The organism is Winogradskya consettensis (assembly GCF_018332715.1).
In the GTDB taxonomy this organism is placed as follows: Bacteria; Actinomycetota; Actinomycetes; order Mycobacteriales; family Micromonosporaceae; genus Actinoplanes; species Actinoplanes consettensis.
This window is the reverse complement of record NZ_BOQP01000001.1, coordinates 201639-226583: the sequence shown is the minus strand read 5'-3', so window position 1 is coordinate 226583 and position 24945 is coordinate 201639. Positions and strand designations below refer to the sequence as shown.

Below are 24945 nucleotides of genomic sequence, written 5' to 3'. Positions count from 1 at the left end.
AGCTTCGGGAGGTCTCCCTGCTCGTCAACGACACCCGCCACAACCCGGCTCGAGCCCGGCTTCGCGGCCTCGCCCGCAACCCCGCCATCCCCGCCGAACTGCTGAACGAACTCGTCACCTCCTTCGAGGACAGTCGCGGAGCCCTGGTCGGGCGCAAGCACTGGACCGGGGACCAGTTCCAGGCCGTCGCTTCCCACCCCGATCCCTCGGTACGCGAAGTGCTCGCCCAGGCATTCCACATCAGCCCCGCCCAGCGGGCACGCCTGGTCGACGATCCGGAACGAAGGGTGCTGAGCGCGCTCGCTGAGGGCCCCGACTACTACCTGCTCATGGCCTGGGAATATCCGCTCGAACCCGCCATGCCGGTCGAGGCCTACCGCCGGCTGATCGAACGTCTTCCCACCGCGACATCCATCCTCACCGGCAACCCCTGGGCACCCAAGGAATTAGGCCTCACCTGGCCGGACCCGGCACCCGCCCCGCCCGTCGACCCGGACCTCGCCCACTCCCCCGACGAACACGTCCGCGCCGGCGCCGCGGGGTCCCCGTCCCTGCCCGCCGACCTCGTCGCGCTGCTCGCCCTCGATCCTTCGCGCATGGTCCGCGGAGTTGTCTCCATGCGCGAGGAACTGACCGAAGAGCAGCGCATGGCCATCGACTACCGCGTCGAAGCCTGGGAACGCCTCCGGCCGATCGGCTGGGTCCGGGATGCCACCGACCCCGACGTCCACCGCCGGTGCGCATCGTCGGCCCACATCGGGCTACGACGCTCCCTCGCCTACAACCCTGCCATCGGGCCGGACATCATCCAGCGACTCGCCGTCGACGAGGACTTCGCCGTACGGCTGCTGCTGTGCGAGCAGAACCCCGGCGTACCCGCCGAGGCAGTGATCAACGTTTTTCTGGAAGCACATAACATGCGGGCGTCCAGCCTGCTACGGCACCCCAGCCTGAAGGACTTCCCCTTCGCCGCGCACGCCGAAAACCCGCACCCCGGAGTACGCGCCCTCGTCCCCCGGGACCCCGACGCCTCACCCGAACTGATCGACCGGTTGAGCCGTGACCCGGTGCCTGTGGTCCGGGCAATGGCCGCCGCGGACCCGCGGTTGTCGGTGGCGAGGCTTCTCGAGCTCTTCGAGGAGGAGGAGACCACGGAGTACGCGGCGGCCAACCCTCTCCTTCCAGTGCCGGTTATGCAGGCGATCCTTGAGCCCGACCCCGCCGAGGAGGCTGTCGAAGGCACGCCCACCATCTACCTAGGACATTGGTCGGCTGACCGGCCGTTGCCTTCGTAGCAGGCTGTCCGGCGTGAGCAGGAGCAGGACCTGGCTCATCCGCTCGCACGTCAGCTGGCCGGCCGGGTATTACCGGCTGCCGGCGTCATCGAACGGGGCCTCGGCCCGGCTAGCTGACCTGCCGCCGGGTCGGCTGACCTGCCGCCGGGTCGGCGGATCTGCGACCGGGTCGGCGGATTTGCGGCCGGGTCGAGGCACGGCGGGTCAAGGGCCCGACGAAGCCGCAGGCTGTGCGGCGGGGGTGAGGGCGGCGGCGATTTCGAGGGCTGCTCGGCGGGGGTCGTTGTGGTAGCGGGAGGGTAGGGCGTCGATCAGGTGCCAGCCTGTTCGGTGGAGGGCCCGATGGCGGGCGATGTGGGCGGGTGGGCCGTCGGGGTGGACTTCGCAGAAGACGCCGAGGGCGGTTTCGGGCGGGCCGGTGCAGAGGTCGACGTGCCAGGTGCCGACCTCGTAGCGGGGGCGGACCGGGAGGTCGAGCTTTCGCAGTTCGGCGGCGAGGGTGCCGGGCCAGCCGGTGGGGTCGGGGCCGGGGTCCGGGTGCGGGGGCTTCTCGGCGTACGCGAAGAAGTCGCCCAGCAGGCCGTCCGGGTCGGGCAGGGAGGTGACCATGACCAGGTGCCGACGGGCTCGGGTGATCATCACGTTGAACAGGTGGGGGTCGGTGACGAAGCGGCGGCGGCCCGCGGCGTCGGAGGGGACCAGGCCGAGGGACGCGACCACCGTTGCCGCCTCGCTGCCCTGGAACGCGTGCACCGTGCCGACGCGCAGGCCGAGTTGCTCGATCCGCTCGGCGGGGAACGCTTTGAGCAGGCTCTTCTCGAGGGCTTCGGCCTGGGCTCGGAAGGGCGACACGACACCGATACCCGTACGCCCGGACTCCGCCAACGACCGCACCACCCCCACCACGGCGTCCACCTCCGCCGCGTTGACGCCTTTGGTGACGGTTGCCGCGTGGACCCGCACCACGTCGATCGGTGCCTGCGCCTCGGTGCGCGGATGACGGGTGGCCACGGTGATCCGGTCGTCGTAGAAGCGTTTCGCCGAGAACCCGATCAGCGCCGGTGAGCTGCGATGGTGCTCGTCCAGCCAGATGGTCGGCGCGGCCCCGGCAGCCAGGTCGTACGCGCTGACCCGCCGCACGTCGAGCCGGTCGTCCGCACCGTGCCGCGTCAGCACCTCGGCCACGTCCACGTCGCTGACGAACGAGACGAAGCGCAACTGCCGGGGATCGCCGACCACCAGCGCCCGTCTCGCACGCGCGAGCACCGGCGCCGCGCGGATCTGGTCGACGTGGGACGCCTCGTCCAGCACCACCAGGTCGAACATGCCGGGCGTCGCGGGCAGCAGATCGTCCACATCGGAGACCGTGCCGATCCACAGGGGCAGCGCGCGGACGAGGGCCACGGCGTCCAGGCGTGCCAGCAACTCGCGTCGCCGGTTACGACCCGCGCGCAGGGCAGAGGCCAGCGCGGCGGCCCCGCGGCGGGCGTCGCCATCCCAGCGTTTGCGGCTGCGGGCCGCCCGGCGCATGGCTTCCCCGACCACTTCCGCCAGCGTGTCCTCGGCAGCGTGCAGGGCGGCCCACTGCGAGTCGAGGTCCGTGCCGCCGGTCGCCGCGAGCCGCGCCGCAGCACGCTGCGCGGTCGCCGCCCGGATCGCATCCCCCACCCGATCATCCGGCACGCCCGGAGCGCCCCGCATCCCCGCCGCGCCCCGCAATCCCGAGCCATCCGCCGTTCCCGAAGCGCCCGGGCTCGGCCGCAGCAACCGGAGCCCTCGTTTTCGCGCGCGCCCGGCCCGCCATCTCCCCCAGCGCGACGGCCCGTGATCGGTCTCCAGCAGCGCGACCACCGCGTCGAGGTCGACCGCGTCGTCGAACGCGCCCGGCACGTCGGCGGCGAGGCCCGACAGGAGCGGCTGCCAGGTGACAAGCTCCGCGGCCTGGCTGTGCAGGGTGAGGGCGGCTTCGATCTCGCGGGTTCTGTCTCTCACCGAAGAGTGATTGTCAGAGACGGCCTGGCGGTCCACACGCAGGTCTCGCTCGCTCACCCCTGCTTCTGATCCGGCGGCGAGCCCGGCAGCCAGCGCCGCGCGCCGCTCGGCGTTGCCGAAGAGCACCGGCACCGGGCCCGGGTAGCGGGTGAGCAGCTCGGCCAGCACATCCGCGGCGTGCGGCGACTGCGTGGCGACGAGCACCGAACCGCCGCGATGCACCACCTCGAGCGCCGCCGCGATGACGGTGTGGCTCTTGCCGCTGCCGGGCGGCCCCGAGACGACGGTCACCGCCGCGGTGCGTGCCCGCTCGACCACCTCGGCTTGCGCCCGGGTCAGTGGCAGTGGCGACAGCACATCAGCTTCCTCTGCCGATGCTCGCGAACCGGAACCCAACCGGCGCCCCGAGAACGGACCGCCGCGCGCAGAACCGTCGCCACGCCAGGCAGACCCACGGCCTGTCGAGGCGTCGCCACGGTCGGCGGGCGCGTCATCCGAGGAGAACGGGTCGGGCGGGTCGTAGATCGCGGCGAAGGCCGTGCCGGTCAGGTCGCGGCCCGACCAGCTGCGCAGACCGTCCACCAGGCCACCGCCGAAGACGTCGCGCGCCACGAAGAGCGCCGCTCGGCAGACCATGACCAGACGGTCGCCCGGCAGGCGCGCGGTGGTCGTGGTGGTCGCGTCGATCGGCAGGCCGGTGGCCTCGGCGACCGACCACAGCCAGGCGCGGGTGCCGATCGCGTCGAGCCAGCCGGCGCTGCCGAGACCCGGTGCGGACTCCATGGCGGCGGCCAGCTCGCGATCCTCGACCAGCGGCGTGATCTCGGCGTCACCGGCCGGCACCACGCGGTAGCCGGTCAGGCCGCGCTCGATGCGCACCGGCTGGGTGAGCAGCGGCACCCGGACCTTGCGGCGGACCCCGTCGATCTCGGTCTGCCCCGCGATGAAACCCCAGGCCCGGCGCAGGACCCTCTCCTCGCGGTGCAGGGCGTCGACGGCGGCGAGCCGGTCGCTGTCGGCATTGCGCGGCGCCCGCTCGGCATCGTCGAGCCACACCAGCGGCTGGCCACCGCGGGTGACGTCGTGCACGCGGTCGCCACCCGCCGGGGCGAGCTCGGCGAGGACGGAGAGGACGGTCTGGGATCTCATCGGGGCCGACGGTACAGAATCAGACCAAGATCACGGCAACCCCTGTGGATAACTCAGAAAACTCTCGATGCGGCGCAGATCACGGGTACGCAAGCCGCGTGACGGGTTCGGCCCGACCAGCAACGCTCGCCCGGTGGCTGTCCACGGCGCGCACTTCCCGGCGTACGTGTGGACCTCGACGTCATCGACCCACACCAGGCGGCGACCGCTGGTGATCACGTCTTGGGCGGCAGTGAATTTGGCCAGGGACGCCTCCTCGCCGGTGACGGGCTCGGTGAACGCCCGCGGCAACCCGCGCAGGCCGAGTGCGTCGCCCAGCGCGGCGGCGTCGCTGCACCAGGTCGAGCACCACGTCACCTCGGCCCGCCCACTTTCGTGGAGGCGCCGGAGCCAGTCGATCAGCGCGGGCTCGTAGCGGATCCGGTAGTCGTAGGCGTCAGCCGTGGAATAGACCTGCACAATGCGGGGTGCCGCGTACCAGCCCGCGCGAAAGGCGTTCACGACTCCGTCCACATCCAGGAGCAAAACGGCCTCGGCTGACATCGCTCTTTACTACCGCACCGCGAAGCGTGGGACCATCCCACCCGGAAGTGCCAGCTCAGCGGAGGGCAAGGATGTCAGACGGGTACGCACACCGCAGCGCGAGCCAGCGACGAAAGCTCGGCCGCAGCGCGCTGGCACACAGCATCGCGGTCGTCGCCTTCGGGCTGCTGGCCTGGTCCGGGGCCGCCGCGCTGGACGACGGAGTGCCCTCGCTGGCCGCGTCGTCGCTCATCGCGGGCTCGGGAGGCTTCGCCGGGGCGCTGGCCCTGACCCTGACCATCCTCATCCGCCTGTCCTCGTCCGCCGTCGACCGGGCCGGTTCGCTGCAGGCCGCGCGGCGCGTCATGGTGATCTGCTCCGTCGCCGCCTTCGCCGCCGGGGTCGTTCTCGCGCCGGGCGGTGAGGAACGCGGCTTCGCCATCTCGGTCAGCGGCATGATGGCCGGGACGCTCGCCCTGTTCGCGCTGCTCGCAGGCGGTGGACTACCCGCCAGGCAGCGCCGCGGCCGCTGACTGTTTCGAGGCTCGTTTCGTGGTTATCCACAGGGGCTTGCTCGGTGGCAGCGGGGCGGTTCCGTTCGGCGTAACGTCGCCGGGGCTGGAGCAGTCCGCAGAAACGGGAGACCTCTGATGTACGGCTACGTGGGAACGATGCGCACCACCCCGGGCAACCGCGACGAGGTGGTGAAACTGCTGCTCAGCGGCGCAGACGGCCTGAGATCGGCAGGCTGCCACATGTACGTCGTGAGCGTCTCCGAAAGCGACTTGGAGCTGATCCACGTCACGGAGGCCTGGGAAAGCAAGGAACAGCACGACGCGTCCCTGCAACTCCCCGAAACACGTGCCGCGATCGCCAAGGCCATGCCCCTGATGACGGGTGAATTCACCAGCCAGGAGCTGACCGTCGTCGGCGGGCTGGGCCTGTGACGACCTACCCGCCGTTCCCCTCGGGCGCGGCGAACGAGCTGGAGCTGCTGCTGCGCTGGCTCGCCTTCCTGCGCGGGGCCGTCATGCGCAAGGCCTCAGGGATCACCGACGAGCAGGCCCGCTGGCGTCCGCAGGGCAGGCTGCTCCCGCTCGCCGGCATCGTCAGCCACCTCACCAACGTCGAGTGGCGCTGGATCGACGGCGAGATGCTCGGCAGACCGACAGGGAAGACCGAGGAGGAGTATTTCCCGCCCGACCTCCCGATCGCTGTGGCGCTGGAGGCTTACCAGCGGCGCGCCGGGGAGACCGATGCGGCGGTGCGTGCGATGGGTGACCTGAGTTTGCCGTGCGGCTACGGCGAGGAGACGGATCTGCGCTTCGTCCTGATCCATCTGATCAACGAGACGGCCCGCCACGCCGGGCACGCCGACGCCGTACGCGAGCTCCTCGACGGGACCACGGGAGAGTGACAGAACCCGCGTGTCGGCCTCGGCCCGGGGCGGCGCGGCGCGGCGCGGGAACGGCCCAATGCGGCGCGGGAACGGCCCAATGCGGCGCGGGAACGGCCCAACGCGGCGCGGGAGCGGCCCGGGTGCGGCCCAGGCGCGGCAGGGGGCATCCCCGAGACCGGGGGTGGTCTCGGGGATGGGGGTGGACCCTCCAGCGCGCGGACTTTCATTGGCGCGGGTTGCCCGGGTGGACGTGTCGGGTGAGGGGTCAGAGCTGCTCGACGTGCAGGCCGCGGTACATGCGGCGGTGGGTCACGCCGAGGCGGCGGTTACCGGCGTCGACCATCATGCCGCCGCCCAGGTAGATGCCGACGTGGCCGGGGCCGACCACGAGATCGCCGGGTTTCGCCCTGGACAGCGGCACGGGGTGGGCCAGGGCGGCCTGCGAACCGGACGAGTGCGGGAGGCGGATGCCGGCTCTGAGGTACGCCGCCCGGGTCAGGCCTGAGCAGTCGAAGCTCTGCGGGCCGCTGGCGCCGTATCGGTAACGCTTGCCGACCTGGGCGCGGGCGTATCCGGTGATGGCCGCCCGCCGCCGCAGGATCTGAGCCCGCCGCGACGCCGTCCGCTGCGCCGGCGTAAGACGCGCCACCTGCCGCCCCGCGGCCGTGAGACCCGCGGCCGGTCGCTGCTCGGCCGTGAGCTGCGCGGACTGTCGCCCCGCGGCCGTGAAACCTGCATCCGGTCGCTGCTCGGCCATGAGCTGCACGGCTGTGAGATCCGCGAGCTGTCTTTCCGGAATCGCGGGCGCACGACCCGCTGCTGTAAGAGCCGCGGCGGTGAGAGCGCCGGGCGAGAACGCTGCCATCGCGAGAGCCGCTGGCGTGAGGCCTGACAGGGCGTGGGCGGCAGGTAGGGGGACGGACGGGGCGGACCTTGCGTTGAGGGTGTGCGGATAGTGGGGCGTGAGGGTGATGGAATTGGCGTTGGTGATGGTTCCCGGAATGGCGGGCGAGGGGGCTGAGTAGGCAGGGGCGGGGGTGAGCGAGAGGGTGACGGCGGCGGCTGAGACGGCTAGGAGAAGTGCGTTCCTGGTCAGGGCGTCTCCCGTTGTTCGGCGCGGGGGTTTTCTCGGACCTTCGGAATCTGACACGGGGGCGGGACCCGGTCAATCCGCGCAGAACGGGCAGGGAGTCAAGGCCTCTAAGGGGTTCAGGTATCTCTCTTGAATGGGTTTGAATCGCGGAAAAATGGTAGAGACAAGCCATTCTGGAGGCGTGAGTGAAGGGGCCTGCGGGACCATTCATTCGCGGCGCGGCCACGTTCGCGTGAAAGGGGCGGCGAAAAGGCCAGGCGATAGGGGAAACGGCAACGGGCCGGGCCTCCCCTGAGGGGAGACCCGGCCCGGGTGGTGCGTGGTGGATCAGGCGCCGCGGAGGGTTGCTCCGGTCCGGGTGGCGGCCTCGGAGACTGCGGCGTCGCGGGCTGCTACCGCTTCCTCGACCTTGAGTGTGCGGTCGGGGGCGCGGAAGGTCAGCTTGTAGGCGAGGCTCTTGAGGCCTTCGCCGACCTGCGCCGACTCGTAGACGTCGAAGAGGTGGACCGATTCCAGGAGCTCTCCTGCCCCCTTGACCAGGGCGGCCTCGACCGTGGCAGCCGGGGTGGCGGCCGGGACGACGAGGGCGACGTCGATCAGGGCCGGGGGGAAGGTGGAGATCTGCGGGGCCTGGGTGACCGGCTTGGCGGGGACGGCGTCGAGGTCGAGTTCCATGGCGCAGGTGCGCTTGGGGAGTTCGAGGTTCGACAGGACGGCCGGGTGGAGTTCGCCGGCGTGGCCGATGATCGCGTCGTCGACCAGGATGGCGGCGCAGCGGCCCGGGTGCCAGGGAGCTAGGTCCGCTGCCTGGACCGTGATGCGGGACGGGTCCAGGCCGGCCGCGGACAGAGCGGTGCGGGCGGCTTCGATGGCGTCCGACCAGGTTGCGGGGCGGCCCGGGCCCCACCAGCCGGCCGGGGACACGTCGCCGGTGAGGGCTACGGCGAGGTGCCAGGGCTGGGACGGGACGATCGCGTTGGCGTTCGCCCAGTCTTCCGGGGACGGGCCGTGGTCGACGCCGAGGACCGGCGGGGCGGTCGTGGTCAGGTGGGGCTGGAAGACCGTGCCCAGTTCGTACAGGGCGAGGTCTCGTTCGCCGCGGCCCAGGTTGCGCTTCAGGGTGGCGAGCAGCGGGGGCAGCAGCGTGGTGCGCAGCAGCGGTTCCTGCTCGGAGAGCGGGTTGGTCAGTTTGACCGCGCTGCGGCGGGCGTCGTCCTCTGGCAGGGCGAGGGCGTCCGCGGCGCCGGGGGACACGAACGGGTAGGACAGCACCTCGACGTAGCCGCTCTCCGCCATCGCGCGGCCGACCGTACGGCGCTGGGCCTGACGGGCGGTGAGGCCGCCGCCGCCGCGGGCCGGGGGCAGCAGGCTCGGGATGGCGTCGAAGCCGCCGAGACGGGCGACCTCCTCGACGAGGTCGACCGGGGCCACGAGGTCGGGGCGCCAGGACGGCGGGGTGACCTCGAGGGGTTCCACGCCGGTGACGTGGCAGCCGATCTTGCCGAGGAGCTCGGTGATCTCGTCGACCGAGTAGGGCACGCCGATCCGGCGGGTGGGCAGGTCCGTGGGCAGCAGGACCGGCGCGGGGCCCTTGACGTGGTCGATGTCCAGGACGTGCTCGTCGGGGGTGCCGCCGGCGTACGTGGTGAGCAGGTCCACCGCGCGCGCAAGGGCGACAAGCGTGAGCTGCGGGTCGACGCCGCGTTCCCAGCGCTTGGCCGCCTCGCTGAAGAGCTTGTGGCGCCGGGCGGTGCGACCTACCATGACCGGGTCCCAGTGGGCGGCCTCGAGCAGGACGTCCACCGTGGTCGGCTGGTATTCGCTGGTCTCGCCGCCCATGACCGCGGCCAGGGAGATGGGGCCCGAGTCGTCGGTGATGACCATGTCCTCGGCGTCGAGGACGCGGGCCACGCCGTCGAGGGTGGTCAGCTTCTCGCCCGGGTGGGCGCGGCGCACGGTCAGGCCGCCGCGCAGCAGGTTCAGGTCGAACACGTGCATGGGCTGGCCGAGCTCGAGCATCACGTAGTTGGTGATGTCGACGGCGAGCGAGATCGAGCGGATCCCCGCCGTGGTCAGGCGGCGCTTGATGACGTCGGGCGACGGCACCGACGGGTCGATCCCCCGCACGACACGCGCCGAGAACCGGTCGCAGCCGACCGTGTCGTCGACGGCGACCGGGAAAGCGGCACCGAGCGAAATGTCAGAGGTGTCCGAGACGCCGGGGTCCGTGTACGCAGCCGAGTACGCATGCGACAGCTCACGGGCAAGGCCGCGGACGCTCATCTCGTACCCACGATCGGGGGTGATCTCCACGTCGAGAACGATGTCGTCGAGACCGATCAGCGGCCGCGCGTCGGTGCCGGGCGCCGCGGACGACGGCGGGAGCACGACGATGCCGTCGTGGTCGTCGCCGAGACCCAGCTCGGCCGCCGAGCAGATCATGCCGTTGGACGTGTGGCCGTACGTCTTGCGGGCAGCGATGTGGAACCCGCCGGGCAGCTCGCCGCCGGGCAGGATCACGACGACCAGGTCACCGACGGCGAAGTTGCGGGCGCCGCAGACGATCTCCTGGGCGTCGGGGTTGCCGACGTCGACCTTGCAGAAGCGGATGGGCTTCTTGAAGCCGGTCAGCTCCTCGATCTCGAGGACCCGGCCGACGACCAGGCCACCCTTGATGGTGGCGCCCTGGTCGACGACGGACTCGACCTCGATGCCGAGGTCGACCAGCTTGCGCTCGAGCTCGGCGGTGTCGATGGGTGCCGGCAGCTCGACGTATTCGCGGAGCCAGGAAAGGGAGAGCTTCATGATCAGACCGCCATACCGAAGTTGCGGGTGAAACGGACGTCACCCTCCACCATGTCGCGCATGTCGCTGACGCCGTTGCGGAACATCAGCGTGCGCTCGACGCCGATGCCGAACGCGAAACCGGAATACCGGTCGGGGTCGATGCCGCAGGCCGTGAGGACCCGCGGGTTGACCATGCCGCAGCCACCCCATTCGACCCAGCGCGGGCCGTCGCGGTGCTGGGCGAACCAGACGTCGAACTCGGCCGAGGGCTCGGTGAACGGGAAGTAGTGCGGCCGCCAGCGGGTCTTCGCGTCCGGGCCGAACAGGGACCGCGCGAAGTGGTCGAGGGTGCCCTTGAGGTGCGCCATCGTGATGCCCTCGTCGACGACCAGGCCCTCGATCTGGTGGAACACCGGGCTGTGCGTGGCGTCGACCTCGTCGGTGCGGTAGACGCGCCCGGGGCTGACCACGTAGATCGGCGGCTGCTGGGTGAGCATCGTGCGGACCTGGCCGGGCGAGGTGTGCGTACGCATGACGAGGCCGGGCAGGTCCACGTAGAACGTGTCCATCAGGCCGCGCGCCGGGTGGTCGGGGCCGATGTTCAGGGCGTCGAAGTTGGCCCACTCCAGCTCGAGCTCCGGGCCGTCGACCACGGAGTAGCCCATGCCGAGGAACATGTCGCCCATGTGTTCCATCAGGGTGGTCACGGGGTGCCGGGCGCCGCGCGGGTGGCGGTCCCAGGGCAGGGTGACGTCGACGCGCTCCTCGACCAGGACCCGCTCGGCGCGTTCGCGCTCCAGCTCGCCCTGGCGTTCGTCATAGCCGGCCTGCACGGCCTGGCGGGCGATGTTGACGCGCTTGCCGGCTTCGGACTTCGCGGCCGGCGGCAGCGAGCCGATCTCGCGGCGGGCCAGCGACACCGGCGAGCGGTCGCCGAGGTGGGCCGGCTTCAGCGCGCCCAGCGCGTCGAGGTCAGCGGCGCCCTTGAACGCGTCGAGCGCCTCGGTCACCGCCGCGTCGAGCGATTCAGGGGCGAGCAGGACGGCCTGCTTCGGGTCGTACGGATCGTTGCGGTAAGACATGGTCGAGCGAACTCCCTCAGGACCGGATGAGCCATCGACTCGTCGGGACCGAGTGCACCGAGCGCAGCGAGGGCCGCGAGGGGCGACTCAGGTGGATCAGGCGGAACCCGAGTGCACCGAGCGCGGCCGGGCCGCGAAGGGGTGACTCAGGTGGATCAGTGTACGGAGGCGCGGCTGGGCCACAGCCCGCCGGTCAACGAGTTACGCGCGAAAGGGTCAGCGCACGCGCCCGCGGCCAGCGGGCTCGCTAAACAGCTGACTCATGATGATCTCCCGGCGAAACGGAGCGAGGATCTCCCGGCGAAACGGACCGTTGCGCTCGTGCTGAAGCATACAAGCAGACCGCGGCGGCGGCAGCCAGGTTAAGGCTCTCGGCACCACCATAGATGGGTACGCGAACCCGCGCATCCGCCGCCTTCAACAGCTCCGGACCGAGCCCGTGCGCCTCCGAGCCGAACAGCCACGCCGTCGGTTTCGCCAGCTCGACGGAGTCCAGATCGGTCTCGCCCGTACCCGTGGTGGCCAGCACCTGCAGGCCGTAGTCGCGCAGCTCGTCGACGATCGCCAGCGGCGCGCGGACCACGTCCACGTTGAACAGACTGCCCGCCGAGGCCCGCACGCATTTCCCGTTGTACGGGTCCACGGCATCGCCGGCGAAGATGACCGTGCCCGCCCCGGCGGCGTCGGCCGTGCGCAGGATCGTGCCGGCGTTGCCCGGGTCACGGATCTCGACGGCGACGGCGACCAGCCGCGGCTCCTTCGCGAGCGCCTCGGCGAGCGGCACGTCGATCTGCTCGCAGACCGCCACGAGGCCCTGCGGCTGGACGGTCTCGGTCAGCGCCGCGATCGCGTCGTCGTCGACCGGGGACACCACGGGCGCCTCGATCGCGAGGTCGCCGTAGCGGTTCAGCGCTTCGGGCGTACCGAAAAGCTCGAGAACCACTCCCGCAGCGAGAGCGGACCGCACGGCCTGGGGCCCTTCGGCCAGGAACTGACCGGCCTTGTCGCGGTCGCGGCGTTTCTGCAGCTTGCGGGCCGCGATGATCCGCGGGGTGCGGGGGGTGAAGATCACTGAGGTCCACTCCAAGCGGGGTGACATGTGTTTTCCGCTGCGGGAAAACTCAGAAAGCGAAGAAGCGCCCACCGCCGTGGCGGAAGGCGCTTCCTCAAAAGTGCGGTGCGAAATCAGGCAGCCTGGGCGGCGGCGCCGCCGATGCCCTCGGCCACCACAGCGGCCCGCGCGATCTCGACGATGGCCGCGAACGAGGCGTCGTCGTGGACGGCCATGTCGGCCAGGATCTTGCGGTCAACCTCGACACCCGCGAGCTTGAGGCCCTGGATGAGGCGGTTGTAGGTCATGCCGTTGGCCCGGGCCGCGGCGTTGATGCGCGTGATCCACAGCTGGCGGAAGTCGCCCTTGCGGTCACGGCGGTCGCGGTACGAGTACTGCATCGAGTGCAGTACCTGCTCCTTGGCCTTGCGGTACAGGCGCGAGCGCTGACCGCGGTAACCGCTGGCGCTCTCCAGCAACGTGCGACGCTTCTTCTGGGCGTTTACTGCCCGCTTGACGCGTGCCATTTCGGTACTCCTAACAGGGGAACGGTTGTGGCTCGCGTCAGCGGCCGAGCATCTTCTTCACGCGCTTGGTGTCGGCCTTGGCCACGGTGACCGTACCGGTCATCCGGCGGGTGACCTTGGAGGACTTGCCCTCCAGCAGGTGACGCTTACCGGCCTGCTCGACAACGAGCTTGCCCTTGCCGGTGACCTTCACCCGCTTACCCATGCCGGTGTGGCTCTTCATCTTCGGCACTTGACGCCTACTCTCATCTCGTCCCCGCGGCCTGACGGCCGCGGGGGCCAACTACAGAACTACTCAGACGAACTAGCGGCGGTCTCCGCCACAGGCGCTTCCGCCTCGGCGGCGACGTCACCCTCGCGCGGCTCACGGCCGGCCGGGCGTGCGGCCTCGACCGCGGCGGCTGCCGCGACCTTGGTGGCCCGGTGCGGCGCCAAAACCATGATCATGTTCCGGCCGTCCTGCTTGGGACTGGCCTCGACGAAGCCGAGCTCGGAGATCTCCTCGCTCAGCCGGCGGAGCAGGCGGAAGCCCAGCTCGGGGCGGCTCTGCTCACGACCACGGAACATGATCGTGACCTTGACCTTGTCGCCCGCCTTGAGGAACCGCACCACGTGACCCTTTTTGGTCTCGTAGTCGTGCGGGTCGATCTTCGGGCGGAGCTTCATTTCCTTGATGACTGTCTGCTGCTGGTTGCGCCGCGATTCGCGCGCCTTGAGTGCACTCTCGTACTTGAACTTGCCGAAGTCCATGAGCTTGCACACCGGCGGGCGCGCCATCGGCGCTACCTCGACCAGGTCCAGGTCGACGTCGGCGGCCAGCTGGAGGGCGCGCTCGAGCGGGACGATGCCCACCTGCTCACCCTCGGGGCCGACCAGCCGGACCTCTCGTGCCCGGATCTGTTCGTTAACGCGTGGTTCGACGCTGATGGGGCCTCCTCAGAACGGGATCAATATCCGGTCGCTCCCCGGCTCACGCCGTGGAACAACCCGTGCCAATGTCGGTCGGCCTCGCGCCGCCCTCTGACCACCGGGCGGCGGGAAAGCAGAAGGCCCCGGCATATGCCAGGGCCCGCTCGACCGGTCATCGGCGCCCCATAGAGGACGCACACCCACCGCGGGATATTCCCACAGTCGGTTTGACCGGACCCTGCTGCCTCGAGGGCGACAGGGTGGGAACCAGCGGGCTCCTCTTTCGCGCCGTCCCAAGCGATACCCAAACCAGGAAGCGATTTGAGATCGCCTGACGACTTGCGGTCGTCAGAGGGCAGGCGTGGTCGACTGCTGTGAACTCTACCAGCTCAGGAGATAGATGCCGAATGAAGGGCACGCAGCGCCCGCACGCCCTGCACGGCGTAGTCCTTGTCCGTGGCCTGCAGCGCGTGCACGGGCACGATCTCCTCGTCGTGCAGCTCCAGCATCGCCCAGGCCGAGTTGCGGTCGAAACGCACCGCGCGCACCGCTGACCAGGGCAGATCGAAGTTGCCGATCAGGTTGCGGACCTGCACGTGGTCGGCGTCGGCGCGGACCCGGGGCCGGGTGAACGCCAGGATGCCGAGCGCCGCGAGCACCCCCAGCCCGATCATCGCGCTCTGGTCGCCCCGCTCGAAGTGGCCGTAGCCGTCACCGGTCGAGCCGTGCAGGCCGAAGCTGAGCGCGGTGAACAGGACGAACGTCACGACCGCGGCGATGCCGGCCACCCAGCGGATGCGCTGCGGCTTGAAAACGAGCGGGGAAGCCATCGTGGTCCTCACAACCTGCAGTTGGCGATGTCGGTCACGAGGATGGCGCGGGCGCCGATCTCGTAGAGCTCGTCCATGACGCGGTGCACGTCGGCGCGGCGGACCATGGACTGCACGGCGACCCAGCCCTCGCGGTGCAGCGGGGAGACGGTCGGTGACTCGATGCCCGGGGTCAGGGCGGTGGCCTGGTCGAGAAGGTCGGCGCGGACGTCGTACGCGAGCATGACGTAACCACGTGCGACCAGGACGCCCTGCAGCCTGCGCATCAACTGCGAGAGCTTGGGGTCCGCATCGCCCTCGAGCCGGCCGATCAGGATCGCGGAGGAGCGCAGCAGCGGCTCGCCCAGGGTGACCAGACCGGCCTGGCGCAGTGTGGTGCCGGTCTCGACCACGTCGGCGATCAGGTCGGCGACACCGAGCCGGACGGCGTTCTCCACCGCACCGTCGAGCCGGACCACGTCGGCCTTGAGGTCGTGCTCGGCGAGGTAGCGCCCGACCACGCCGGGATAGGCGGTGGCGATGCGCTTGCCACCGATCTGCGACTCCGAGTCGAGCCCGCCGACCGGGGCGGCCCAGCGGAACGTGGCCCCGCCGAAGCCGAGGTCGAGCATCTCCTGCGCGGGGACACCGGAGTCGACGAGCAGGTCCCTGCCGGTGATGCCGAGATCCAGGTCACCCGAGGCGACGTAGGTGGCGATGTCGCGGGGGCGCAGGTAGAAGAACTCGACGTTGTTGTCCTCGTCACGGCAGACGAGGTCCTTGGGGTCGGTGCGCTGGCGGTAGCCGGCGTCACGCAGCATCTGGGCGGCCGGGGCGGAGAGGGTCCCCTTGTTGGGGACAGCGATGCGCAGCATCGGACGTGCTCCTTCGAGAAGTATCGATCAGTACGGAGGGCACGTCACAGATGTCGGTAGACGTCCTCGAGGTCGAGACCGGAAGCGATCATCAGGCATTGTGCCTGGTAGAGCAGCTGCGAGATCTCCTCGGCAGTCCGCTCGCGACCCTCGTGCTCCGCGGCCATCCATGACTCGGCGGCTTCCTCGACGACCTTCTTGCCGATGAAGTGCACGCCCTTGTCCAGCGCGGCGACGGTGCCCGAGCCCTCGGGGCGCTCGGCCGCCTTCTGCCGCAGCTCGGCGAACAACTCTTCGAACGTCTTCACGAGGACCGATTGTTGCAGCTCATTACGGGGTGGCAACGGACGGGCCTCTACCTGCCGCACGTGGCCTAGGCTGCGGTTCATGGTCAGCAGAAACACCTTCACCGCGCTGGGCAGCGCCATTGTGCTCCTCACCACGCTCGCAGCCTGTGCGCCCGCGGACGAGGAGTCGTCCCCCACCGCCGCCGGCTCCGCCTCCGCGTCGAACGCCGCATGCGCCCAGGGTGCGCTCGACACCCTGGCCGGCGGCAAGCTCACGATCGGCACGGACAACCCGGCGTACGAGCCCTGGTTCAGCGACAACACGCCGAGCAACGGCAAGGGCTTCGAGTCCGCCGTCGCGTACGAGGTGGCCAAGCGGCTCGGCTACCCGGCGGCGAACGTCGTCTGGACCAACGTGACGTTCAACAACGCGATCGCGCCCGGCCCGAAGACGTTCGACTTCGACGTCAACCAGTTCTCGATCACGCCGGAGCGCAGGAAGGCGGTCGACTTCTCGTCGCCGTACTACCTCGTGCGCCAGACGGTGATCACCATCAAGGGCTCCAAGATCGCGAACGCCAAGACCATCGCGGAGCTCAAGGACGCCAAGCTCGGCGCCCAGGTCGGCACGACCAGCTACCAGGCGGTCAACGAGCTGATCAAGCCGACCGCCAAGGCCCAGGTCTACAACAACAACGACGACGCGAAGGCCGCGCTGGAGAACAAGTCGGTCGACGGCATCGTGGTCGACCTGCCGACGGCGTTCTACATGACCGGCGCCGAGCTCAAGGACGGCGTGATCGTCGGGCAGCTGCCCCAGGTCGGCGTGCCGGAGCAGTTCGGCCTGGTCCTCGATCTCGGTTCGAAGCTGACCCCGTGCGTCACCGACGCGGTGGACCAGCTGCGCCAGGACGGCACCCTCGCGGTGCTCGAGAAGACGTGGCTGAGCAGTGGCGGGGCCCCCGAGCTTTCGTGAGCACGCCCTATCAGCCCAGGCCGTACGAGCCGAGTGACATCCAGCGCGAGCGGATCGCCTACCGACGCCGGCAGACGATCCGCTCGGTGCTGCTGTCCGCGCTCTCGACCCTCGTCGTCGGGATCGCGCTGGCCTACGCCGTCACCGGCTCCCCCGGCTGGGAGCGGGTCAAGTCGTCGTTCTTCGATCCGGAGATCGCCCGGAAATACCTTCCGGACATCCTGCAGGGCCTCTGGCTGAACATCCGGCTGCTGGTCGTCTGCACGCTCGCCGCGCTGCTGCTCGGCCTACTCATCGCGGTGCTGCGCACGCTGCGGGGCGCGGTCTTCTTCCCGGTGCGGGCCCTGGCGACCGGATACACGTACGCATTCCGCGGCCTCCCCCTCATCATCGTCCTGTACGTCTTCACGTTCGGCGTGCCGGGACTGCGGCTGCAGGGCATGCCCAGCGTGCTGGTGCTCGGCGGCGCGGCCCTCGTGATCGTCTACGGCGCGTACCTGGCCGAGGTGTTCCGGGCCGGCATCGAGTCGGTGCACCCGAGCCAGCTCGCCGCGGCCCGGTCGCTCGGGCTCACGTACCGCCAGACGATGCGCCACGTGGTCCTGCCCCAGGCCGTCCGCCGGGTCACGCCGCCGCTGCTCAACGATGTCGTCGCGCTGCAGAAGGACGTCGGGCTGGTGTCGCTGGCCGGGCCGATCGACGCGGTTCGCGCGGCGCAGATCGCCACGGCGCAGGACGCCAACTTCACGCCGTACATCGTGGCCGGGGTCCTGTTCGTGCTCCTCGCTCTGCCGTTGATCGGCATCACCGACTGGGTCACGCTGCGCGCGGCCCGCCGCCAGTCTGCGGGGTCCTGAGTTGCTGCTGTCCTGTCAGAACGTCCGCAAGACGTTCGGCACCAATCTGGTCCTGGACGATCTGTCGCTGGAGGTGGACGAGCACGAGGTGGTCGCGCTGATCGGCGCCTCCGGCTCAGGCAAGTCCACGCTGCTGCGCTGTGTCAACCTGCTCACCGGGATCGACGACGGGGTGATCCGCCTCGACGGCGAGGACATCACGGACCCCAGGGCCGATCCCGATCTCGTACGCCGCCGCATCGGCATGGTCTTCCAGAGCTACAACCTGTTCCCGCACATGACCGTGCTGCGCAACGTGACCCTCGCCCCGGACAAGGTGCACAAGCGCGCCGCCGCCGAGAGCAGGGATCAGGCGATGGAGTGGCTGTCCCGGGTCGGCCTGGCCGACAAGGCGGACAGTTACCCGGACCGGCTCTCGGGCGGCCAGCAGCAGCGGGTCGCGATCGTCCGCGCGCTGGTGAACAATCCGCGGCTGCTGCTGCTCGACGAGGTCACCTCCGCGCTCGACCCGGAGCTGGTCGGCGAGGTCCTGACGATGATCCGCGGTCTCAAGGACGACGGTACGACCATGGTCCTGGCGACCCACGAGATGGGCTTCGCCCGCCAGGTCGCCGATCGCGTGGTCTTCCTCGACGGCGGCCGCATCATCGAGGCGGGCCCCCCGTCGCAGGTGCTGGGGGACCCGGTGGAGCCGAGAACCCGTCAGTTCCTGGCGCGGATCATCGAGGCGGGCCGGCTCTAGTCCTTGTTGACCTCGCGGATGGCGAGGACGGCGTCGAGGACGGCGACCGTGCTCTGCCAGCCCTTGTCCTCGATCGAGTCCTCCAGACCCGCGCGGTCGCGGGCCTGGCCGAGGCTCTCGACCGTGAGCACGCCGTGGGCGACCGGGGTCTGCTCGTCCAGGGCGACCCTGGTCAGCCCGGCCGTCACCGCGTCGCAGACATAATCGAAGTGGGCGGTCTCGCCGCGGATGACCACGCCGAGCGTGACCACGGCGTCGCACTTCTTCGCGAGGGCCTGGGCCACGACGGGAAGCTCGACCGAGCCCGCCACGCGCACCGTGGTCACGCTCTCCACGCCGCACGCCTTCGCCGCTGCCTGGGCCCGGTCGACCATGTGGTCGACCAGGTCGGAGTGCCAGCGCGCGCCGACGATGCCGAGCGTGAGCCCCGCGCCGTCGACAGTTTCCAGGTGCGGATCCCCGAAACCGGCCATGATGCCCCCTTTTGAAATAATGCTCACATAACTGACAGGGCGAAATCAGCCCAACGCTTCGAACAGATGCCCCATGCGGTCCCGCTTGGTCCGCAGGTAACGCACGTTCTCCGGGTGCAGCCGCACGGGCAGCGCCTCGCGACCCGTGATGGTCAGGCCGTAGCCCTCCAGCCCGGCACGCTTGGCCGGGTTGTTGGTGAGCAGCCGCATCGAGCGGATGCCCAGGTCGTAGAGGATCTGCGCGCCGATGCCGTAGTCGCGGGCGTCGGCCGGCAGCCCCAGCTCCAGGTTGGCGTCGACCGTGTCGAGGCCGCGGTCCTGCAGCTGGTAGGCCTGCAGCTTGTGCAGCAGGCCGATCCCGCGGCCCTCGTGCCCGCGCATGTAGAGCACCACGCCGCGCCCTTCGGCGGCGATCCGCTGCAGCGCCGCGTCCAGCTGGGGGCCGCAGTCGCAGCGCACCGAGCCGAAGACGTCCCCGGTGAGGCACTCCGAGTGCACCCGGACGAGGACGTCGCCCGGCTCGGACAGGTCGCCGTAGACCAGGGCCACGTGCTCGCCGCCGTCGACGGTCGCGCGGTACCCCACCGCGGTGAAGTCACCGTGCTCGGTCGGCAGCCGGGTCTCGACGACCCGCTCGACCTGCTGCTCGTGGTGGCGGCGGTATTCGATGAGGCCGGCGATGCTGACCAGCACCAGGTCGTGCTCGGCCGCGAACCTCTCCAGGTCGGGCCGGCGCATCATGGTGCCGTCATCGTTGACCAGCTCACAGATCGCCCCGGCAGGCCGCAGCCCGGCGAGCGTCGCGAGGTCGATGGACGCCTCGGTGTGACCGGGACGGCGCAGCACGCCGCCCGGCTTCGCGCGCAGCGGCACCACGTGGCCGGGGCGGGACAGGTCGGACGGGCCGGTCTCCGCGCTCGCCAGCAGCCGGATCGTGTGTGCCCGGTCGGCGGCGGAGATGCCCGTGCCGATGCCTACGCGGGCGTCGACCGTCACGGCGTAGGCCGTACCCCGCGCATCCTGATTGGTGTGGAACATGGGCGGGAGGTCGAGCCGGTCGGCCTCGGTCTCGGGCAGCGGCACGCAGATGTAGCCCGACGAGTAGCGGACCATGAACGCGACCAGCTCCGGGGTGGCCAGCTCGGCCGCGAAGATGAGATCGCCCTCGTTCTCACGGTCCTCGTCGTCCACCACGATCACCGAACGCCCCGCCGCGATCGCCTTGATCGCGGCTTCGATGTCATCCGACATGACGATCCCCCAGCATCTTCTCGACGTACTTCGCGATCACGTCGACCTCGAGGTTGACGGGGTCGCCGACGGCCTTGGCGCCCAGCACCGTGAGCTTGAGCGTGGTCGGGATCAGCCCGACGCTGAACTCGTCGGCGGTGACCGCCATGACCGTCAGCGACACCCCGTCGACGGTGATCGAGCCCTTCTCCACCACGTAGCGGGCGAGCTCCGGCGGGAGCGAGAAGCGCAACACCTCCCACTCGTCGGCGGGCTCGCGGGCGATGATCGTCGCGACGCCGTCGACGTGACCCTGCACGAGGTGACCGCCCAGCCGGGAGCCGACCGTCGCCGCCCGCTCCAGGTTGACCGGGGAGCCCTGCTCGAGCACGCCCAGCGACGAGCGGCGCAGGCTCTCCCCCATCACGTCGGCGGTGAAGACGCCGTCCGCGTTGTCGACGACGGTCAGGCAGACGCCGTTGACCGCGATCGAATCACCGTGCCGGGCGTCGGACGTGACGAGCGGGCCGCGCACGGCGAGCACCGTTTCGGTGAACGAAACGACCTCTCCCAGTTCCTCGACGATGCCAGTGAACATCAGTTGCCCTTCTCGGCAGGCGTAGCGGTGAAGCGCAGGTCGGGGCCGATCTGCGTGACTTCGATCAGGTTCAGGTCGATCGCCTCGGCGATCGTGGCCACCCCCGCGTCCACGAGGGCGGGCCGGCCGGCGCCGAGCAGCTTGGGTGCGACGTAACCGACGACCCGGTCGACCAGGCCGGCGGCGAGGAACGCGCCGGCCAGGGTGGGGCCGCCCTCCAGCAGCACGGCGCGGACGCCTCGGGCGTACAGCTCGGTGAGCAGGGCGGACAGGTCGACGTGGCCATCGGGCCCGGCGCCCACCGCGGCGGCCGTCGCGATCCAGGTGTCTGCCGCGGAGTCGCGCACGCGGGCATTTTGTGGGGTACGCCCAGAGCTGTCCACAACAACCCGCAGCGGCTGCCGACCCGCGAGCGACCCGGTGCTGATGTCCCGGACGGTGAGCTCGGGGTCATCGGCCAGCACGGTGCCGACCCCCGCGACGATCGCGTCGACCGTCCCCCGCAGCCGGTGCACATCGGTGCGGGCCGGCTCCGAGGTGATCCACTTGCTGGTGCCGTCGGCCGCCGCGGAACGCCCGTCGAGCGTCGCCGCGTACTTCCAGGTCACGTAGGGCCGGCCGCGCCGCACGGCGGTCAGCCAGGCGGTGTTGCCCGCCTCCGCCCCGGCCCGGCCCAGCCCCGTCTCGACCTGCAGCCCGGCGTCGCGCAGCGTGGCAGCGCCCCCGGCGGCGTCCGGTGTCGGGTCGTCGACGGCGATGACCACCCGGCGCACCCCGGCGGCGATCAGCGCCTGCGCGCACGGCCCGGTACGCCCGGTGTGGTTGCACGGCTCCAGGGTTACCACGGCGGTGCCGCCGCGAGCCCGCTCACCGGCCTGGGTGAGCGCGACGATCTCGGCGTGCGGGCCGCCCGCGATCGCGTGGAAACCCTCCCCGGCCACCTCCCCGCCGGCGTCGAGCAGCACGCAGCCGACGACCGGGTTGGGGCTGGTGGAGCCGAGGCCGCGGGCGGCGAGCGCGACCGCGCGGGCCATCGCCTGATCCTCGGTGAGCATCTCGTGCCTCTCCCTCGCGCGGAACGGTCACGCGCGGCGAAAGAGTGAGAAAACGCAGGAATAGGACACGACGGCGCTTGCGCCGCTTTAAAAGCGCGCGGCGGCAGCCCATGTCCTGCTCCGCGCGCTGTCTCTCATCCGGACTGTCGGACCGACCACGCCTATGGCGTCGAACAGGTCGATCACACCGTCGGCCCCGGAGTCACACCAGGTCCACCGTCCGCCAGTGAAGCAGCGTCCGGGTCGCGGGCTTACGGCTCCCGCAGGAGCCGATCACCGCCGGTTCGGAATTTCACCGAGTCCCGCCAGCGCGTGGTGGGTTACCCCCGATACTTGCACGCTCCGAGGCTTTTGCCGACCCCCGGGCGAGGCAGGTCACAACAGAGTGTCGTCGGCGTCGGACTCCAGGCGACGGCGGTCGATCGCGACGTACGAGCCGGGCTGGCTCTTCGCGACCTTCTTCATCTCGGAGGCGACCGCGACCACGGCCCGATAGTCGTCGTAGTGCCGCCCACCGGTTGTCGACTGGGCCACCCCGATCGACAGGGTCACCAACGCGGCACGCTGCTTGCCGCCCCGGCGGTCGGGCACCTCGATGTAGCCGCGGCGGGCGTCCTCCGGGTCGTAGAGCTGGTCGGCCGAGGCCTCGAAGTCGGTGACCATCTGCTTGGTCAGCGGCAGCACCTGGTCGGGATGGCAGATGAAGACGAAGTCGTCACCGCCGATGTGACCGAGGAAGACCGACGGGCGCCCCGCAGCGGTCGCCGCGCGGTGCACGCTCTCGGCGAGCGTGGTGATGAAGTCGTCGCCGCGGTCGAAGCCGTAGACGTCGTTGACCGGCTTGAACCGGTCGATGTCGATGTAGCCGACCGCGAATTCCTTGCCGGCCTTGAGCCGGTCGACGATCTCCCGGGTGACCCGGGCGTTGCCGGGCAGCCCGGTCAGCGGCGAGACCTCCCGGAACTCCTTGTTGCGGCGCAGCGTCGACGACACCCGGGCGAGCAGCTCAGCGGTGTCGAACGGCTTGACCAGGTAGTCGTCCACCCCGGCGGTGAGCCCGACGACCTTGTCCACGGTCATGCCCTTGGCCGTCAGCATGATCACCGGCAGCGCCGAGGTCAGCGGCTCGGCACGCAGCCGGCGGGTGAGCTCGACGCCGTCCATCCGGGGCATCATCCAGTCGACCACGGCCAGCGCGGGACGCTGCGTCTCCATCATCTCGAGCGCTTCCTGCCCGTCGCGGGCGCGGACCACCTCGAAACCGTGCACCTTGAGGTTGAACCCCACGAAGCCGGCGATGTCGTCGTCGTCGTCCACGACCATGACCAGGTCGGGCTTCTCCGCCGGGTCGGCGCCCGGAGCGTCGTTCGAGTTGATCGCCCCCGTGCTCATACCCGGATCGTCGCCCTCTCGGCCAGCGCCTTCAGCTTGCGGACGGCCTCGGCGGGATCGGCCGCGCCATAGACAGCGGTGCCCGCCACGAACGCGTCGGCACCGGCCTCGGCCGCCTGCTCGATCGTGTCGGCCGAGATGCCGCCGTCGACCTCGAGGCGCACCTCGAGATTCTTGGCCCGGATCCGGCGCCGGACATCGCGCACCTTCTCCAGCATCTCGGGCATGAACTTCTGGCCGCCGAAACCGGCCTTGATCGTCATGATCAGCAGGGTGTCCACATAGGGCAACAGCTCGAGGTACGGCTCGACGGGCGTGTCCCGGTCGATCGCCAGCCCGGCCTTCGCCCCCGCCGCGCGCAGCGTCTTGGCCAGCGCCACCGGGTTCTCACAGGCCTCGGCGTGGAACGTCACGTTGTACGCCCCGGCCTCCGCGTAACCGGGGGCCCACCGCTCCGGGTCGGTGATCATGAGGTGCACGTCGAACGGGATCACGGTCGCCTTGCGCAGACTCTGCACCACGGGCAGCCCGAGCGTCAGGTTCGGCACGAAATGGTTGTCCATGACATCGACATGCACCCAGTCGGCGGCGCCCTCGATGTCATGCACGGCGTCAGCCAGATGCGCGAAATCCGCGGCGAGGATGCTGGGGGCAATGATCGGCGATGGCTCCACGAATGAAGTGTAGGACCTCACCCGCACACCTTGACGAGGAAGATGCCGCCATGGACTGGACCGCCCTCGAAAACACCCTCCATGACGGCCTCGTCCACGCCGTGACCTCGGCACTCGCGGAAAACCCCGACGCCGTCGCTGCCGCGCTGGCACACCTCTACCGGGAAACCGACGGAGTGATCATGCTGCCTTCTCTCGGCGTCGCCACCGCCGAGGATCTCGCTACCGACGGCTGGAGCATCGCGGACTGGGACTACTTCGACGACGCATGGCTCCCCACCGAGGTCACCGAGGCAGTAACAGCGGAGGCTTGCTCCTCGACCCCCAGCCACTGGGATGCGACGTTCCAGCGATACCTGGAAGCGTTCGTGCAAGCCTGCCGCCGAGCGCGAACCACGCTGGACCTCATGGTCGTGTTCCTCGACGACGAACACCGCGAGTCACTGATCAGAGCGGTGCTGGCCCCGTCCGAGGTCAGCCTGCACTTTCCTGAGTACGACGCCCGCGACGCCGAGCTGGCCCGGCTCGCCGCCAAGCCGGTCGCCGAGCGGGCCGTGCACCTCGTCAGCCAGCTGGACGTGTTCGACGGGCCCGTCCAGGCGGAGCCGGCGCTGCGGGAACTCGGCCCGGACGCCTTCCCCGCGCTGATCCCGCTGCTCACCGTCCCCGGGACAGCGTGGCAGGCCGCCAAACTCATCGCCGACATCGGACGCCCCGACGGCGACGTCCTGGACGCACTCGAAGCGGCGCTCGACCGGACCGACGGCTCCGACCGGAACTGGGTGGCGATGGCGCTCGCCCGTCTGGGCCGGCTCGACACCGTTCTGGATCGCGCCGGCACGCTGCCCGCGGACACCGTGGCTGACGCGATCGCCGCGCCGTACACGGGCTTCCGGGATGATGCGGTCGCACCGCCGCCGCTCGATTACCGCCAGCTGGAGGATGCCCTCGCGCGGTTCCCCGCGTACGCGTCAGCAGTAAAGATCCGGACGGCCTGCACCATCCGGCCGCAAGAGGTGGACGAGGCCAGGCGCGGCCTCGTCTCCCCCCACGGGTTGATCCGCGAGCACGCCGCCGAAGTGCTCGACGCGCTGCGGATCGGCTAGCCGGAGCGGCGCAGGACCGCCGCTCGCGCAGGTCAGCTGGTGCGGCGCAGGACCGCCGCTCGCAC

General features: G+C 70.4%; 26 protein-coding genes and 1 riboswitch. Of the genes, 8 read left to right on the top strand and 18 right to left on the bottom strand.

Going from position 1 to position 24945, the window contains the following annotated elements; translation table 11 throughout:
• Positions 1-218 precede the first annotated feature (218 nt).
• Positions 219-1295, top strand: coding sequence for a hypothetical protein (locus tag Aco04nite_RS01130; RefSeq protein WP_212995308.1), 1077 nt, complete (start codon positions 219-221; stop codon positions 1293-1295).
• A gap of 204 nt (positions 1296-1499) precedes the next feature.
• Here the strand turns inward: Aco04nite_RS01130 and Aco04nite_RS01125 are convergent, their stop codons facing one another.
• Together Aco04nite_RS01125 and Aco04nite_RS01120 are read right to left on the bottom strand one after the other, a co-directional pair.
• Positions 1500-4436 carry a DEAD/DEAH box helicase gene (locus Aco04nite_RS01125; RefSeq protein ID WP_212995307.1) on the bottom strand — a complete coding sequence of 979 codons (2937 nt, stop codon included), beginning with the start codon at positions 4434-4436 and terminating at the stop codon, positions 1500-1502.
• Between the two features lie 30 nt (positions 4437-4466).
• Positions 4467-4979 carry an HAD domain-containing protein gene (locus Aco04nite_RS01120; protein ID WP_280519298.1) on the bottom strand — a complete coding sequence of 171 codons (513 nt, stop codon included), beginning with the start codon at positions 4977-4979 and terminating at the stop codon, positions 4467-4469.
• Positions 4980-5050: 71 nt separating this feature from the next.
• On the opposite strand from Aco04nite_RS01120, the gene Aco04nite_RS01115 reads away from it, so the two are divergent.
• The 3 genes from Aco04nite_RS01115 to Aco04nite_RS01105 all read left to right on the top strand — a co-directional run bounded on the left by Aco04nite_RS01115 (position 5051) and on the right by Aco04nite_RS01105 (position 6375).
• Entirely contained in the window at positions 5051-5491 is a 441-nt protein-coding gene (locus tag Aco04nite_RS01115) for a hypothetical protein (protein ID WP_212995305.1), read from the top strand.
• Between the two features lie 117 nt (positions 5492-5608).
• The gene (locus tag Aco04nite_RS01110; RefSeq protein WP_244875649.1) at positions 5609-5905 is read left to right on the top strand and encodes a putative quinol monooxygenase; all 297 of its coding nucleotides are present in this window, start codon (positions 5609-5611) and stop codon (positions 5903-5905) included.
• On the top strand, positions 5902-6375 hold the full coding sequence (locus tag Aco04nite_RS01105) for a mycothiol transferase (RefSeq protein ID WP_212995304.1): 474 nt from the start codon (positions 5902-5904) through the stop codon (positions 6373-6375). Before Aco04nite_RS01110 ends, Aco04nite_RS01105 begins: the two co-directional genes overlap by 4 nt.
• Positions 6376-6622: 247 nt before the next feature.
• Here the strand turns inward: Aco04nite_RS01105 and Aco04nite_RS48560 are convergent, their stop codons facing one another.
• From Aco04nite_RS48560 to Aco04nite_RS01055, 10 genes are all read right to left on the bottom strand, one after another.
• Positions 6623-7114, bottom strand: coding sequence for a C40 family peptidase (locus tag Aco04nite_RS48560; RefSeq protein ID WP_244875648.1), 492 nt, complete (start codon positions 7112-7114; stop codon positions 6623-6625).
• Between the two features lie 663 nt (positions 7115-7777).
• Positions 7778-10255, bottom strand: coding sequence for a phenylalanine--tRNA ligase subunit beta (pheT, locus tag Aco04nite_RS01095; RefSeq protein ID WP_212995303.1), 2478 nt, complete (start codon positions 10253-10255; stop codon positions 7778-7780).
• A 2-nt stretch (positions 10256-10257) separates the two neighbouring features.
• Entirely contained in the window at positions 10258-11319 is a 1062-nt protein-coding gene (gene pheS, locus Aco04nite_RS01090) for a phenylalanine--tRNA ligase subunit alpha (RefSeq protein ID WP_212995302.1), read from the bottom strand.
• A gap of 247 nt (positions 11320-11566) precedes the next feature.
• A complete protein-coding gene (locus Aco04nite_RS01085) occupies positions 11567-12418 on the bottom strand; it encodes a TrmH family RNA methyltransferase (RefSeq protein ID WP_212995301.1) in 852 nt (283 codons plus the stop codon).
• Between the two features lie 86 nt (positions 12419-12504).
• Positions 12505-12897 (bottom strand): 50S ribosomal protein L20, encoded by a 393-nt coding sequence (rplT, locus tag Aco04nite_RS01080; protein WP_203837961.1) that lies wholly within the window; start codon positions 12895-12897, stop codon positions 12505-12507.
• A 37-nt stretch (positions 12898-12934) separates the two neighbouring features.
• Entirely contained in the window at positions 12935-13129 is a 195-nt protein-coding gene (rpmI, locus tag Aco04nite_RS01075; protein WP_203837960.1) for a 50S ribosomal protein L35, read from the bottom strand.
• A 59-nt stretch (positions 13130-13188) separates the two neighbouring features.
• Positions 13189-13824, bottom strand: a complete 636-nt coding sequence (infC, locus tag Aco04nite_RS01070; protein WP_203837966.1) for a translation initiation factor IF-3 — start codon at positions 13822-13824, stop codon at positions 13189-13191.
• A gap of 371 nt (positions 13825-14195) precedes the next feature.
• Positions 14196-14636 (bottom strand): PH domain-containing protein, encoded by a 441-nt coding sequence (locus tag Aco04nite_RS01065; protein WP_212995300.1) that lies wholly within the window; start codon positions 14634-14636, stop codon positions 14196-14198.
• 8 nt (positions 14637-14644) lie between these two features.
• A complete protein-coding gene (hisG, locus tag Aco04nite_RS01060) occupies positions 14645-15490 on the bottom strand; it encodes an ATP phosphoribosyltransferase (RefSeq protein WP_212995299.1) in 846 nt (281 codons plus the stop codon).
• Between the two features lie 44 nt (positions 15491-15534).
• Complete coding sequence (locus Aco04nite_RS01055) at positions 15535-15798, bottom strand: phosphoribosyl-ATP diphosphatase (protein ID WP_212995298.1); 264 nt, start codon at positions 15796-15798, stop codon at positions 15535-15537.
• Between the two features lie 79 nt (positions 15799-15877).
• Between Aco04nite_RS01055 and Aco04nite_RS01050 the strand changes: the two genes are divergently transcribed.
• From Aco04nite_RS01050 to Aco04nite_RS01040, 3 genes are read left to right on the top strand one after another with little or no spacing between them, the layout of a single operon-like run.
• On the top strand, positions 15878-16753 hold the full coding sequence (locus tag Aco04nite_RS01050) for an ABC transporter substrate-binding protein (protein ID WP_212995297.1): 876 nt from the start codon (positions 15878-15880) through the stop codon (positions 16751-16753).
• A complete protein-coding gene (locus tag Aco04nite_RS01045; RefSeq protein WP_212995296.1) occupies positions 16750-17610 on the top strand; it encodes an amino acid ABC transporter permease in 861 nt (286 codons plus the stop codon). Before Aco04nite_RS01050 ends, Aco04nite_RS01045 begins: the two co-directional genes overlap by 4 nt.
• Position 17611: 1 nt before the next feature.
• The gene (locus Aco04nite_RS01040; protein WP_280519297.1) at positions 17612-18352 is read left to right on the top strand and encodes an amino acid ABC transporter ATP-binding protein; all 741 of its coding nucleotides are present in this window, start codon (positions 17612-17614) and stop codon (positions 18350-18352) included.
• Here Aco04nite_RS01040 and ribH read toward each other — a convergent pair.
• The 6 genes from ribH to rpe all read right to left on the bottom strand — a co-directional run bounded on the left by ribH (position 18349) and on the right by rpe (position 23774).
• A complete protein-coding gene (ribH, locus tag Aco04nite_RS01035; protein ID WP_203837954.1) occupies positions 18349-18825 on the bottom strand; it encodes a 6,7-dimethyl-8-ribityllumazine synthase in 477 nt (158 codons plus the stop codon). The genes Aco04nite_RS01040 and ribH overlap by 4 nt on opposite strands.
• 45 nt (positions 18826-18870) lie before the next feature.
• Positions 18871-20076, bottom strand: coding sequence for a bifunctional 3,4-dihydroxy-2-butanone-4-phosphate synthase/GTP cyclohydrolase II (locus Aco04nite_RS01030; protein ID WP_212995295.1), 1206 nt, complete (start codon positions 20074-20076; stop codon positions 18871-18873).
• Positions 20066-20653 (bottom strand): riboflavin synthase, encoded by a 588-nt coding sequence (locus Aco04nite_RS01025; protein ID WP_203837952.1) that lies wholly within the window; start codon positions 20651-20653, stop codon positions 20066-20068. Before Aco04nite_RS01025 ends, Aco04nite_RS01030 begins: the two co-directional genes overlap by 11 nt.
• Positions 20653-21708: a bifunctional diaminohydroxyphosphoribosylaminopyrimidine deaminase/5-amino-6-(5-phosphoribosylamino)uracil reductase RibD gene (gene ribD / locus Aco04nite_RS01020; RefSeq protein WP_212995294.1), complete on the bottom strand. Its 1056-nt coding sequence runs from the start codon at positions 21706-21708 to the stop codon at positions 20653-20655. The genes Aco04nite_RS01025 and ribD overlap by 1 nt, the downstream gene beginning before the upstream one ends.
• Positions 21709-21830: 122 nt before the next feature.
• Positions 21831-22022, bottom strand: a riboswitch (FMN riboswitch).
• Positions 22023-22083: 61 nt separating this feature from the next.
• Complete coding sequence (locus Aco04nite_RS01015) at positions 22084-23100, bottom strand: GGDEF domain-containing response regulator (RefSeq protein WP_212995293.1); 1017 nt, start codon at positions 23098-23100, stop codon at positions 22084-22086.
• Positions 23097-23774 carry a ribulose-phosphate 3-epimerase gene (gene rpe / locus Aco04nite_RS01010; protein WP_203837949.1) on the bottom strand — a complete coding sequence of 226 codons (678 nt, stop codon included), beginning with the start codon at positions 23772-23774 and terminating at the stop codon, positions 23097-23099. The genes Aco04nite_RS01015 and rpe overlap by 4 nt, the downstream gene beginning before the upstream one ends.
• A 50-nt stretch (positions 23775-23824) precedes the next feature.
• Between rpe and Aco04nite_RS01005 the strand changes: the two genes are divergently transcribed.
• Entirely contained in the window at positions 23825-24880 is a 1056-nt protein-coding gene (locus Aco04nite_RS01005; protein ID WP_212995292.1) for a DUF4303 domain-containing protein, read from the top strand.
• The last annotated feature ends 65 nt before the right edge of the window (positions 24881-24945 follow it).

What these genes read in the sequence shown, in the direction of transcription:
- Aco04nite_RS01065 (WP_212995300.1), bottom strand. Translation starts at nt 14,636, where the DNA reads ATGGCTTCCCCGCTCGTTTTCAAGCCGCAGCGCATCCGCTGGGTGGCC.
- rplT (WP_203837961.1), bottom strand. Translation starts at nt 12,897, where the DNA reads ATGGCACGCGTCAAGCGGGCAGTAAACGCCCAGAAGAAGCGTCGCACG.
- Aco04nite_RS01120 (WP_280519298.1), bottom strand. Translation starts at nt 4,979, where the DNA reads ATGTCAGCCGAGGCCGTTTTGCTCCTGGATGTGGACGGAGTCGTGAAC.
- ribH (WP_203837954.1), bottom strand. Translation starts at nt 18,825, where the DNA reads ATGGCCGGTTTCGGGGATCCGCACCTGGAAACTGTCGACGGCGCGGGG.
- Aco04nite_RS01015 (WP_212995293.1), bottom strand. Translation starts at nt 23,100, where the DNA reads ATGAGCACGGGGGCGATCAACTCGAACGACGCTCCGGGCGCCGACCCG.
- Aco04nite_RS01125 (WP_212995307.1), bottom strand. Translation starts at nt 4,436, where the DNA reads ATGAGATCCCAGACCGTCCTCTCCGTCCTCGCCGAGCTCGCCCCGGCG.
- pheS (WP_212995302.1), bottom strand. Translation starts at nt 11,319, where the DNA reads ATGTCTTACCGCAACGATCCGTACGACCCGAAGCAGGCCGTCCTGCTC.
- Aco04nite_RS48560 (WP_244875648.1), bottom strand. Translation starts at nt 7,114, where the DNA reads ATGGCCGAGCAGCGACCGGATGCAGGTTTCACGGCCGCGGGGCGACAG.
- Aco04nite_RS01025 (WP_203837952.1), bottom strand. Translation starts at nt 20,653, where the DNA reads ATGTTCACTGGCATCGTCGAGGAACTGGGAGAGGTCGTTTCGTTCACC.
- Aco04nite_RS01030 (WP_212995295.1), bottom strand. Translation starts at nt 20,076, where the DNA reads ATGTCGGATGACATCGAAGCCGCGATCAAGGCGATCGCGGCGGGGCGT.
- pheT (WP_212995303.1), bottom strand. Translation starts at nt 10,255, where the DNA reads ATGAAGCTCTCCCTTTCCTGGCTCCGCGAATACGTCGAGCTGCCGGCA.
- Aco04nite_RS01085 (WP_212995301.1), bottom strand. Translation starts at nt 12,418, where the DNA reads ATGTCACCCCGCTTGGAGTGGACCTCAGTGATCTTCACCCCCCGCACC.
- Aco04nite_RS01115 (WP_212995305.1), top strand. Translation starts at nt 5,051, where the DNA reads ATGTCAGACGGGTACGCACACCGCAGCGCGAGCCAGCGACGAAAGCTC.
- Aco04nite_RS01005 (WP_212995292.1), top strand. Translation starts at nt 23,825, where the DNA reads ATGGACTGGACCGCCCTCGAAAACACCCTCCATGACGGCCTCGTCCAC.
- ribD (WP_212995294.1), bottom strand. Translation starts at nt 21,708, where the DNA reads ATGCTCACCGAGGATCAGGCGATGGCCCGCGCGGTCGCGCTCGCCGCC.
- Aco04nite_RS01110 (WP_244875649.1), top strand. Translation starts at nt 5,609, where the DNA reads ATGTACGGCTACGTGGGAACGATGCGCACCACCCCGGGCAACCGCGAC.
- hisG (WP_212995299.1), bottom strand. Translation starts at nt 15,490, where the DNA reads ATGCTGCGCATCGCTGTCCCCAACAAGGGGACCCTCTCCGCCCCGGCC.
- Aco04nite_RS01050 (WP_212995297.1), top strand. Translation starts at nt 15,878, where the DNA reads ATGGTCAGCAGAAACACCTTCACCGCGCTGGGCAGCGCCATTGTGCTC.